Annotated in this window: 13 protein-coding genes; 1 reads left to right on the top strand and 12 read right to left on the bottom strand. The window is 44.1% G+C overall.

Translation table 11 applies throughout. From position 1 onward, the window contains the following. Both NC238_15910 and NC238_15905 read right to left on the bottom strand, forming a co-directional pair. A partial coding sequence (locus NC238_15910; GenBank protein MCM1567392.1) for a PAS domain S-box protein occupies positions 1-427 on the bottom strand: 427 nt, incomplete at its 3' end. 269 nt (positions 428-696) lie between these two features. Next, positions 697-2640, bottom strand: coding sequence for a glycosyl hydrolase family 88 (locus NC238_15905; GenBank protein ID MCM1567391.1), 1944 nt, complete (start codon positions 2638-2640; stop codon positions 697-699). Positions 2641-2900: 260 nt separating this feature from the next. Here NC238_15905 and NC238_15900 point away from each other — a divergent pair, with 260 nt between their 5' ends. Further along, positions 2901-3710 carry a hypothetical protein gene (locus NC238_15900; protein MCM1567390.1) on the top strand — a complete coding sequence of 270 codons (810 nt, stop codon included), beginning with the start codon at positions 2901-2903 and terminating at the stop codon, positions 3708-3710. A gap of 155 nt (positions 3711-3865) precedes the next feature. On the opposite strand, the gene NC238_15895 is transcribed toward NC238_15900, so the two are convergent. From NC238_15895 to NC238_15850, 10 genes are all read right to left on the bottom strand, one after another. Further along, positions 3866-4012, bottom strand: a complete 147-nt coding sequence (locus NC238_15895; protein MCM1567389.1) for a hypothetical protein — start codon at positions 4010-4012, stop codon at positions 3866-3868. 75 nt (positions 4013-4087) lie between these two features. Next, positions 4088-4534 (bottom strand): hypothetical protein, encoded by a 447-nt coding sequence (locus NC238_15890; protein MCM1567388.1) that lies wholly within the window; start codon positions 4532-4534, stop codon positions 4088-4090. Continuing rightward, positions 4527-4691 (bottom strand): helix-turn-helix transcriptional regulator, encoded by a 165-nt coding sequence (locus tag NC238_15885; protein ID MCM1567387.1) that lies wholly within the window; start codon positions 4689-4691, stop codon positions 4527-4529. Before NC238_15885 ends, NC238_15890 begins: the two co-directional genes overlap by 8 nt. 456 nt (positions 4692-5147) lie before the next feature. Continuing rightward, on the bottom strand, positions 5148-5495 hold the full coding sequence (locus NC238_15880) for a hypothetical protein (protein MCM1567386.1): 348 nt from the start codon (positions 5493-5495) through the stop codon (positions 5148-5150). Positions 5496-6215: 720 nt separating this feature from the next. After that, positions 6216-7622, bottom strand: coding sequence for an amidophosphoribosyltransferase (locus NC238_15875; protein MCM1567385.1), 1407 nt, complete (start codon positions 7620-7622; stop codon positions 6216-6218). Between the two features lie 443 nt (positions 7623-8065). Further along, positions 8066-9307 carry an anti-sigma factor gene (locus NC238_15870; GenBank protein MCM1567384.1) on the bottom strand — a complete coding sequence of 414 codons (1242 nt, stop codon included), beginning with the start codon at positions 9305-9307 and terminating at the stop codon, positions 8066-8068. Then, on the bottom strand, positions 9297-9791 hold the full coding sequence (locus NC238_15865; protein MCM1567383.1) for a sigma-70 family RNA polymerase sigma factor: 495 nt from the start codon (positions 9789-9791) through the stop codon (positions 9297-9299). The genes NC238_15870 and NC238_15865 overlap by 11 nt, the downstream gene beginning before the upstream one ends. Positions 9792-10280: 489 nt before the next feature. Beyond that, entirely contained in the window at positions 10281-10874 is a 594-nt protein-coding gene (locus NC238_15860; protein ID MCM1567382.1) for a DUF2269 domain-containing protein, read from the bottom strand. A gap of 33 nt (positions 10875-10907) precedes the next feature. Continuing rightward, positions 10908-11198 (bottom strand): hypothetical protein, encoded by a 291-nt coding sequence (locus tag NC238_15855; protein MCM1567381.1) that lies wholly within the window; start codon positions 11196-11198, stop codon positions 10908-10910. Further along, on the bottom strand, positions 11195-11509 hold the full coding sequence (locus NC238_15850; GenBank protein ID MCM1567380.1) for a winged helix-turn-helix domain-containing protein: 315 nt from the start codon (positions 11507-11509) through the stop codon (positions 11195-11197). The genes NC238_15855 and NC238_15850 overlap by 4 nt, the downstream gene beginning before the upstream one ends. Position 11510: the final 1 nt, after the last annotated feature.

The following is an 11510-nucleotide window of genomic DNA, read 5'->3' as shown; positions in this document are numbered from 1 at the left end:
CCTGATCCAGTGTTGCGTCCCGGAATATCTCTATGCCTCCGATTACCTCTCCGTCTTCCCGCACGATCGGCGCCACGCTTACTTCCACGATTACACGTGAACCGTCACGCCGCTTAGCGCGCACGAGGACCGGTTTGTCGCCGGGCACCCCTTTGGCCATGCTCTGATGCAGGGGGCAGAGGTCGGTTTCACAAAGCGGATTCCCATTAATATCAACATGATTCAAAATATTATCGGAACATTTATGTCCAAGAGTGTCACTTGAACTAAAGCCGGTAATTTTCTCGCAGGCGCGGTTCCAAAAAATGATCTTTCTGTTCCGGTCGGTCATGTACACCCCGTCAGCTATACTCAGCAGGACGCGCCTGAAATTTTTGGTGTCGCTTAAAAAAGTGCCCTCCAGTAAATGCATTTCTTTCTTATACAATTTCCCAACACCCCTCCCGGGAGCAATACCGCACGATAATGATCTTAAATAATACTTTCTACAAGATTAACTCTATCCCCTTTATGGAAGATAACATCATAAATGCTTTACTCCAAAAACCGGATACCGTTTTAAAGAATCATTTAAAGAATAAGAAGCCGGTCAAGGTGAGGCCCACCCAACCGGCTGTGCTTTAATCCCGCTGGATCTTAAACTTTTCCTGGCGGCTATCTTATCCGGCAGAACACTACTTGCCTGCCAACCAGTATTTAGTAGTCGGATTCGATCAGGGGCTCATCATTACTTAATGGAGCCTCATGGGCTAGGCCGCTCTTTTGTGGAAGCCCGCGGTATTTTATCAGTTTATTATAATTATCTCTGTATTGAATATATCCTCCCATGAAATGCTGCACATCGTCTATCCTGATCCTGTACCCGTCATGGCGCACAAAGAATGTATCCAGAATTTTTGCCGGTTTCTTCAAATACATCGCGTACTCCGGGTAAAAATAACCGTTCAGCATATGGTCCGCCCTGTAGAAAATTGTATCGATAAAATACCCGGCGTCGAAATTATCCATATAGTCAACCTGTATATTTTTTTCAACAATTCTATCGTAAAGTTCAAAGGTTGCCATTAACAATTCCATATACGTGTGATACGAGGTGCCCCGGTAATATATTTTGTCGAGGTTTTCATTGGCGTTTCTCAGCGCAAATTCATAGTAGCGGGCATCGTCCACATACTTTGTCACTTCGTTCATGGAATAAGCAACCCAGTGGTCCTTGAACTGCACATAGTCCCTTCTAATAAAATTTTCAACAGCGGCCTTTGCAGCATTGAGCCACTTCTGATCCCCGGTTAAGCCGTAGAGTTTGGCCAGCGCGAGGGTAGCCTCACCGTCATAGTATACCGTCCGGTATTCCGCTTTGCGCGAGAAGTCGCTCCGGTCGCTTTCGCCGTAATAAAGCACGTGATAATATTTGCCTGTATTCCGGTCCATCATGTTCAATATGCCGCTGCCCAGCGCTTCGCATAATTCAAGATACTCATCGCTTTGAAAAGTTTTCATATAGTCTACCAGGGCGCAAACAGCGATGCCGTTTCCGCCGAGCTTGATCTCGTTGCTTTTCCTTTCAACCACATAGGCAGCACCACCGGCCTTGTAATCATACTCGATTTCTCCCAGCAAGTATCTCATGGAGCTTTCTATCGCATTTTTATGCGTTTCGCCGGCTGCCGCGTCATATTGTGTAACCAGGCTCCATACGGTTCCGGCATGTCGCAAAATATTGTAATCCGGAATCTGGTTGTCATAGGTGGGATACATACCGTAAGTAAAGCTGCCGTCCGCCTGGATGGAATTTACCAGAAACCGCGTACCGTTTACCATTAAACTGTCAGCATAATTCCCTGTTACTTCCTCAACAACGCGCCGGCCGTAATTGTAATCCTGTTTGTAGTTTAAGGTATAGCAGCCGGTCCCGTCATATATGTAACCCCGGCAGGTAAACAAAATAAGTGTTTCAGGAATTTTGTCAACCCTATTTCTGTTATATAGCAACAGGTATTCGTTGATTTCCTCTAAATCAAGGTCTCCTGTGCGGTCATAATCAATAAGCTTGTTGCCGTTGATCTCAGTTTCAAGCAGCGCGGTTTTAAAGCCGCTGTCAAACGCGATCCCCAGCCTGAAGAATTCATCAAAACCCTCTGATTTGTCATTAATAATTTTAGGAAGATCCGCCGCCAGAATATTTTTCTTGTCATTCACAATATCGGCTTTCAGCCAGAACGTGTTAAAAGCCTTTTCTGATACATATGCCTTTGCTTTAATGCTGGCATTTTCCCAGGCCTGCTCCAGGGTTGTGCCGGTTGCGGAAATCACTGTGGCCCTGTCTGCGGCGTTGCACAACGATAGAAAGACTATGAAATCTTTATTATGGCCATAGCTGTTTATCAACTCCTGATTAACAGTCTGCGCCAGTTTATCATCGGCAAAGATATACTCTTTCAATTTTTGTTCAATGGCATCATATTGCTGGAGCCGCTGCGCGGAATTTGGCTCCGCCTGTAGGCTTTCCACCGCGACGGCGTTCTTTAACGGGTAAAATGACGCAATTATCGCGCACACAATAACAATCGACACTGTCAATATATTTACAGTAAAAATTTTTGTCCTCTTCAGTTTTAACAAATCACGCTCCATACTCATAAGACTTACTCCCTTTCCGATAAATTAGCTAATCAAACACAATAAACCCCGCAGTTACTGGTGATAATAGTTTACTGTTTTTCCTCATTTAGCCTTTCAGTATATACATTACATTAATATAACATTAACGTCCACAAATTTTTGAAACAGGGGGAGAAAGGGGGAAGACAAAGGGACGGTCTTTTTGTTTCTTCGATTAAATGTCTTTCTTGGACGCATAATAACATCGGCAAATAAAAATGCCTGGCAGGAGGGAAACTGTGGAAATCCAAAACAGCAGGCAGACGTCTGCCTTAATGCTCATTCTTTCTGCTTTATCACTCTATGCGTCTCTCAGGGGAGTATTTGACAGGAGTCTTTATTATGATGTGTACGAGGCGGGGACCCTTCCCAGGAGCTTAATCTGGGGATCGCAGGCGCAGGATATCGTTTCTGTCACCTTCGCTGTTTTGCTGGCGGTAATGACATTGCTGTTTCTTAAAAAAAAGTCTATGAAAATTTATATCATGATGCTCGGCCTGGCCTGGTATTTATTTTATGCTTTCGGGCTATACACCATCCAGGGGCAGTATACTTCGATTTATCTTATTTACATGGCGATATTCGGGATATCCTTCTACAGCATCGTAATAGGAGCTCTAAGTATAAACCCGGAAGAGGCAAAACATTACCAGGTCCCTGAATACTTGCAAAAAGCTGTCATCATATTTCTTTTTATAATGATCGCACTGCTCTATTCAGTATGGCTCCTCAGGCTCACACCTGAAATAGCCGCTCACGTGCCTGGTCCCACCTATGCTGTTTTTATCCTGGACCTTTGCTTGATCTTCCCAGCCCTCGGCTTTATCGCCTATATGCTGTGGGATAAGAAACCCCTGGGGATTGTTTTGGCGGGGGTTGCCCTGCTTAAAATCCTGACTCTTTGCCTGAGCTGGGCCTTTGGTGAATTGAGCAATCCCTTTGCCGGCAATGCTTTCGCCCCGGAAATGGCCCTCATATCAAGCACTCTTACATTGGTAAGCATGCTGTTGTTTGTGCCTTACATGATCAGGTTAAAAAAATACCAGTGAGCGTGCCAGAGGATGGTTCGAAGTGACAGCGAGGTGACAGTTTTATCCTTTATAAAAAAACCGGTATCTTACACCAGAACCCCTTGACACGCGTGAAACAAAAAGAACGTCCCCTTGTTTCCCCTTTGGGAGTTGACCAACTCCTAGCAGCTATTTCAGCCAAAGCCGCCTGCAGCCAGGAACATACCCAGGCCTAGAAATCCCAGGACCAGGGGCCACGGAGACGAGAGTTCAACAAAAATGCCTGCTAATAACAGAGCAAGGCCGGAAAACCTCAAAAGGGCGCGCCACCTGTTTGTCAAAGCAATCCCTCCTTTCAGAATACCGGACTCTGGCCGCCCGGTGCGCAAAAACCATACAAAGGTCGTAGCATAAAGCTAATCTGGGCTATGCTTATTTTGTATTCTCTTTATTATACTTGTTGTAACAGCTACAATTAAAGCAGTGGCAGCTGTTATAAATAATATGGGCGCAGCCATATCGCCAACCTGATTATTGTTACTGAAACTTGCATTTCCTATTAAGACGATAATGGCAATCGCAACAGCCACAGCAATAAATACGGTAAGGAAGGCCTTTAACACCGGTTTTTCTCTATCTGCCGACGGCCCTACGTAGGCATTGCCGGCTATCAGCCGAATTACATAGATACCGGAGCAAACCGATAAAATAATCATAATATTTGCCGGATAACTGACCCACCTGAATCCAAAACCATAAAGCCCCGCATCAAGCAGCAACAGGTACAAAAGCATCAGGAAGGCCTGGTTCCCGATTTTATTCTTCCTGTGAAGCTGCATCTCATCCAAACCGTTCTTATTCATTATTGTCATCCTCCCAAAAAATATCGTTAAGCGTTTTCCCCAATACTTTGCATATGGAAATACACAATTTAACGGACGGGTTGTAATCTCCATTTTCTATCGCGTTAATGGTCTGCCTGGTCACGCCTACGGCATCGGCAATATCCTTTTGTGACATATCCTTCGCTGCCCGCGCAGACTTTAATCTTAAATTTTTACTCAATAAGTCACCCCAAATCTACCTCTTTCTAAAATAATTGTAATCTACATTTGACCATATGTCAATTATATTTTACATAGTATCTTATATTTATTACACTATAAGGCGTATAAGGCACAAAAAGCCCCCGGGACAAATGCCTGAGGGCCTTATTTAAATGGACATTTTGTATTTTAAGGAAGCATGGGAATCAAGGGCAGGGCATTAACCATAAGCAGGGTCAGCCAAATTGGGCAAAGGAAAAGGGGGTATCCGTAAGGTTACCCCCTGCCAGCGACGGTTCTAACTTGATACTGTTGCCATACTGTTGCCATACTGTTGTAAAAAGTGTTAAAGGAAGCCCTCTAAGTAAAACTTATTCTCCTGTCCCCCATGATGTATTACAAAAGAGAGAGACTATCCCATAACATTTATTTACTCGACCCTTGCATCGATTTCTTTCTTCATTTTATCCCCTTCAACGCGGCCCTTTTTGTAATCGTTTTTATCACCGCTGGGCAGATCAAATGGCTTATACCTGCCGTCGTAGTCCTTTTTCTCATCCAATAAGGAATCTGAAAGGCCTCTTCTGTATGCACGGCTTTCTTGCTTCAGTGCATCTCCTTCATTACGGCCCATTTTGTAAGCTTTTACAGCAGCATCGGTATGAGGCAGGTCAAATGGTAAAAACGCACCATCATAATCCTTTTTATCTTCTAACAATGAATCTGAAAATCCTCTTCTAAAATGCTTAGCCTGACCGCTTGGAATATCTTTCGCCATAATAATTCTCACCCTCCGATTTGTTTTATTAATTGAACAACAGAACCGTCTTAAATACTGGTACTTTTTATTAATTAAAACAACAAGAACCGTCTCTATAGTATGGCTACTTGTGTGGCTGCACTTACTTAATAATGAGCTTAGCTGGCAGCTGTGACACTAAGAACCCCCAAATTTCTGCTCATTTAATTAATTTTGTAACCATGCAAAGCTTTTAAATTTTAAACTATTACCATTCCGAAATGAATTTTCGTTGTCATAAAATAGTTCAATATTTTAAATACGGCTTGTTCAGGCCTGTTCTCTCACCCTGAAGCAGCAGAGAGAACACAGTCGCTGAAATGGCAAGAAAAATTGAACCTCTTTATCCAACAAATTCGGGCAGTGTCCGTCAATACAAAAAAGACGGCAAGAACGCTTTCTGCGGAAGCGGCCACCTTAGACCTGTTTATGGACAGTCAAAAGCCGGGCAAGGTCTATTTTTAATCTTCCTGCACCACCACCTGTAAAAATTAAGGTGTTTCATTTGATGGCATTTAATACATTAACGGTATTAATATGCGACTATTTTCCTTTTTTGATTCTATCACCCGCCAATAATGTGAGTTAAATACATATTTCCGATTGCATTTATCGGCTTTGTCTATATATCGTGTGAGCGCAAAGGAGCCGTGCCTTTCATCAAGATAGAGCCGGGGAATTTATTTGCGTTTTTTATTATTACAGTTCTTTCCCATTCCAGCAATAGGTACAGATTTTATCTCTGCCTATCCCGATTGCATCAATCATATCATGGATGTTCTGGTATTTTAGCGTTGAAAGGTTCAGCCGTTTGCCGATACAATCCACCATGCAATTGTACTGCTCAGTTGCCGGATCACAATAGGCGTCAAGAGAATCCGGTTCTTTTCCCTCAAGCTTAATAATGGCCTGCCTTGCCGCAAGGTCCATAGCTGAACGGGAGACTGAGAAGTTTAAAAATTTACAGCCAAAAACAATAGGCGGGCAGGCAGGCCGTATGTGGACTTCACTGGCGTTGCATTTGTACAGCAGGTCCACGGTTTCTCTCATCTGTGTGCCGCGGACAATTGAATCGTCGCAGAAGAGCAGGCGTTTGCCGGAAACAAGTTCGGGAATGGGCATCAGCTTCATTCTGGCAACCAGGTTTCTTATTTCCTGGTTCTGCGGCATAAAACTCCTTGACCAGGTCGGGGTGTATTTTATGAAAGGACGCCCATATGGCACTTTGGATTGGTTTGAGTAACCGATGGCATGTCCGACACCGGAGTCGGGCACTCCGGCAACCAGGTCAACTTCCACATTGTCTCTTCTGGCCAGGGCCGCGCCGTTTCTGTTACGCATAACCTCAACGCTTACTCCTTCATAAGTTGAGGACGGATAACCATAATAGACCCATAAAAAAGCGCAAATTTGCATTTTATTCCCGGGCGGCGCAATCTTCTCAATACCGTCCGGTGTTAAAAATACGATTTCTCCCGGACCCAGTTCATAGTTGAAACCATACCCCAGGTTGGCAAAAGTACAGGACTCGGAAGAGACACAGAGAGAACCTTCTTTCTTACCCACCAATAAAGGAGTCCTGCCCAGTTTATCCCTTGAAGCATAAATTCCCCGCGGTGTTAAAAGTAAAACCGTGCATGAACCCTGGATCAGCTCCTGCGCTTTTAATAAACCATCTTTAAAGGTATTTTCATGATCTATAATTACAGACACCAGCTCTGTAGGATTAATAGCGCCCTTGCTCGTTTCCATAAAATGAATACTTTTTCGGTTGGTGAATTCTTTGGCGACAATTTCATCTAAATTGTTAATTTTCCCTACTGTAGTGATCGCATATTGACCAAGGTGCGAACGCACTGTCAAAGGCTGAGGTTCTGTATCGCTTATGCACCCTATGCCCATGGTGCCTTTTATTTCTGCAAGCTCAGCTTCAAACTTTGCTCTGAAAAGTGTATTCTCGATGTTATGAATTGACCTGTTAAAACTTTTCCCGCTCCAGACCGCCATCCCACCTCTGCTTGTCCCCAGGTGCGAATGGTAATCCGTGCCGAAATACACATCCATTACGCAATCTTCTTTTGAAACAACACCAAATAATCCTCCCACAGACACTACACCCCTTAAAATGTATTTATGCTGTTATATTTTGTCGCATATAAGTTGAACCTGACAGATAAACTCAAAATACACACATTAATAGAATTACATTTTTATAATAATATTGCAACAATATTTTATATCCATATAAGTAACGAGATTTTTTTTATTTCTACTATCCTTTCTATCCTTTGAATCACTTTCAGAAAATAAAAATCCGGCCTCTTAGGCCGGTTTTATAAATCACTGTATCGTGACAAGGAGACGGTCTCTTGACACATTTCCAAGGGCGGTTAAAGAGAGAGGTCCTTTGTCCCAGTATGTTTTTTAATCAACAAAAGAATCTTCTTATATTATTTTGTTTCCTTGTTACAGGAAATCAAGCAAAATCAGCTGGACTGCCTTTTTACTTTTGAAAAAAAGGAAACAAAAAGAACGTCCCCTTGTTTCAGTTAATACATCGTGCCGCTGAAGCTGCGGTTAAACCAGTTCCATAGCCCGACCTCTCCCAGGGCGGGGGAATGAACAGACTCAAGGTTTTGCAGTTTTAATAATTCCTTGGTGGGCCCGGTGACGACCACCCCGTAAACTTGTATACCGTTATCTTTAATATACTGGTACCGCTGCTCGAGAAGCAGTTTTTGGGGATCGCCCTGGTAAACACGCCGGGCTGTTTTTTCATTTTCAACCAGGAACTTCATTGATTCAACAAAGTATTTTTCACGCACGGCGCTATCTTCATCGGAAACCGGAGAGTATTGGCTTAACATGTTCCGGGACAGTTCGGGCATGCCCCAGGCTCCGTCATTGGTAGACAGGGGTTCCCGGGGATCCCGGGATGTCCCCTCTGTCCCGGTGGTCAGGGCATACCAGGTGATTTCCAAATCAAATTCATCCAGCATGGCCTTAACCTGGTCTATGGAGTATGTCTGCCAAAAAGAAAGAGCTAATTCGACCACAGTCCCCTCGGGCAATATGTCCAGGGCCTGCCAGGTATCTTCTGCCGCCGCGGCTATATAGCTGCCATTGTCACTCAGGCCTGAGAGCTGATCCGGATGGTAAAAGTAAAAATAGTGCTGGTAGGATCCGTCGGCCCACTGGCGCCGGGTCAGCACCGAAGAAAACAGCTGGTTCACATTCAGGTGCCCAATTACTATGCTTTCCTTGCCCAACTGTTTTTGCAGTGCGTAATTTCCCATGGCAACGAAATACGGCTTTATTTCCACGCTGCTGTGACCCCAGCCCGCGTGGGAAAAGAAATTTGGATGCGGGGTGAAACTCAGGGGCATGGTCACGTTGGGGAAGGTGAACTCCGTCAGGAGGGCCACCGTCTTCTGCGTCCGGTATAACCGGGAATTTTCCCCGCCCCAGTTGAAATACAGGCTGGACAAAAAACTTCCGGCAATACTCAAGACGGCCATGAGCAATAGCAGGAAGACCGCCGTGCCGATGCGGTTTTTATACTTGGCCCTCATTAAAATACGGCGCTGCTTTTTTTCGTCCAGTCCGCAGCCCTCGGACCATTCTTCTTTGAGGACCTTACTGTTTTTTTCAACGGCTGCCAGGAATTCATCCAGGACCTGTCGGCAGGCCGGGCAGTTCTCTAAATGTTCCTCAACAGCCTTTTCTTCACCGGGTGAAACCTTGCCTTTCAGGTATTTTTCTTTTATTTGCTGGAATTCCTCACAGTTCATCTTCCATCACCTCTTTAATCTTCTGGCGGGCCCGAAACAGTGTAACCTTTACATTGGTAAGGCTTATATCCAGGATTTCCGATATTTCCTGGTAAGTAAAGCTGTGATAGTCCCGAAGAACAATTACCTGTCGGGTCTTTTCCGGCAAAGAGCCAACCGCCTTTAACCATCTGTTGAAACTTTCCTTTAACTGGTAACACTCCTCGGGGTCTTGTGCCTGCCCGGGATACAGGCTTGCCAGCAAGCCCGGATCCGTATTGACCTGCCTTTTTTCACGGCGATACCAGTCAACATAGGCGTTATAGGCGACACGGAACAGCCAGGGACGCACCTTCTCGCCTTTATAGCTTGCCAGGTGATCATGGGCCTTGATAAAGGTATCCTGGACCAGGTCTTCAGCCGCCTGGGGGTGGCCGGAAAGACGAAGCAAGTATTTGTAGAGGTCATTCATATTGTCCCGGTAAAGATCGTCCAGAGTTTTCAATTCGCCGCCACCAACCCCGTCTTTCATTAAAACAACGAATAATTAGAGGGAAAGTTACATCTTTATTTCAATTTTACAACAAAAAAAGCGCTGCCGCGCTTTTTTAGAAGAGGAAACAGGGGGACGTTCTTTTTGTTTCCCTTTATGTTTCTATTCCGTTCCGGCTTTTCGCTAATGGAAACTGCGTTCACCCTCTTGGAACACAGCAGTTTAATAAGCTCATTGGCCAGCATGATGGCACGCAAAGCAGAGAACCACATAAAGCGGACTAATAATGGTTGGCAGCACTAAATAAAACCGCGTTTCATTATGCAAAATAACCGTCCCATTTACTGAGAGCTTCATATTGATATCTTCATCTGTACTTTCATTTCTGATATATATCAACAACCCCGTCCCCTTGACAACATACGTCCCCTTGACAACATTGACACTTGCTACAGCTTGTACGGTACGGTAAAAAATCATGAGAACGCTTAGACGCACGGTTCAATTCAGAGTAATTATACTCCTTTTTCCCCAGGGTTTGAATTTACTGATAGCTATAACCAAGATTAACATAGCAGCCGAAAGAATAAGACCAATGATTAGCATCTGACGATCGTGAAGGTAAACCGGGTTATTTAAGACATTCATATCATTTAATGAGAGTTCAAGGGTGTTGTGAACCCAATTGTTAATTGAACCACCGCCGAAATAGATTATCCCTATATTTGCAACCAATTTACTAATTATCCAATAATATTTTGTAATTCCCCATTGTGTGCGTAAGGATATCACAATTCCAGTAATTAGACAGCCAAGTGCGCCGGAAATATTTAAATACCTGTCGAAGTAATCTATAAAGAGATGGGCAGCATAAACCAACTCTCGATTAGTAGTGACAGTTGTTGTAAAAAGAAGTAATAATGACCCTAAAGCACCGCCAATCCAAATAGCGGTAAAGATGATGTGGGTGGTCAACCACAAATTTTTCTGCTTCACAGCTAATTTTGGTTTGTTTCTACGGGTCAGTATTAGTACCGCTTCATAGATAACTAACGGCATAATCACAAAAAACATCACCATTAATCCTGTTTCCATAACATTCACCTTTTACATTTGAATTATTTTTGTTTATTCGACCTCCCGGAGCATTTTTTCCATTGCATAAATGCTTTGCTTCATCTCAGCCAGATCTTTTATTATTCTCTGTTGATCATTCGCTAACTTCTTTTGCGCTGAAACAGCTTCCTCAGCGAGCTTGCGATATGCCTCGTCCCGGGCGATTTGTGACGCGCTGATTGTTTTGTCCCGTACAATTTTTGTTCCTTGTGTTATTGCGGCAACAATTATTATCGTAAGCAGCGCCAGAATAACCAGAACAAAACCCATTCCGCCAATGCCGAACACAACTTCTTGATTCATTTATTATCCCCCTTCTCGTTCTTACTTTCCGGTTCGGTGCCGTCAGGTCTTTTAATGCTCAACGTTTTTACCGCTTCAACGATGCTTTCCGGACTGAGTTGCAGTACAAATGGAGTTATTTCGTAGTAATTCATCGCTTTGCCGTCCTCCGACAACTCCATTTTGCTCGTCACCAGGCCGGCATTCTCCAGACGTTTCAGGTGCATGTACAGCAACGGCCGGCTGATCATAACCTCACGGGCGAGCTGGCTCACATGGATCCGCCTGCCGGCAAGCAAAGCAATAATTCTTAACCGGTGCGGATTTGCCATT

The organism is Dehalobacter sp., from assembly GCA_023667845.1.
Taxonomy (GTDB): Bacteria; Bacillota; Desulfitobacteriia; order Desulfitobacteriales; family Syntrophobotulaceae; genus Dehalobacter.
This window is presented reverse-complemented; position numbering and strand designations above follow the sequence as displayed.

Coding starts and splice junctions, on each gene's coding strand:
- NC238_15905 (MCM1567391.1), bottom strand. CDS start 2,640: ATGAGTATGGAGCGTGATTTGTTAAAACTGAAGAGGACAAAAATTTTT.
- NC238_15890 (MCM1567388.1), bottom strand. CDS start 4,534: ATGAATAAGAACGGTTTGGATGAGATGCAGCTTCACAGGAAGAATAAA.
- NC238_15885 (MCM1567387.1), bottom strand. CDS start 4,691: ATGTCACAAAAGGATATTGCCGATGCCGTAGGCGTGACCAGGCAGACC.
- NC238_15880 (MCM1567386.1), bottom strand. CDS start 5,495: ATGGCGAAAGATATTCCAAGCGGTCAGGCTAAGCATTTTAGAAGAGGA.
- NC238_15870 (MCM1567384.1), bottom strand. CDS start 9,307: ATGAACTGTGAGGAATTCCAGCAAATAAAAGAAAAATACCTGAAAGGC.
- NC238_15860 (MCM1567382.1), bottom strand. CDS start 10,874: ATGGAAACAGGATTAATGGTGATGTTTTTTGTGATTATGCCGTTAGTT.
- NC238_15855 (MCM1567381.1), bottom strand. CDS start 11,198: ATGAATCAAGAAGTTGTGTTCGGCATTGGCGGAATGGGTTTTGTTCTG.
- NC238_15850 (MCM1567380.1), bottom strand. CDS start 11,509: ATGGCAAATCCGCACCGGTTAAGAATTATTGCTTTGCTTGCCGGCAGG.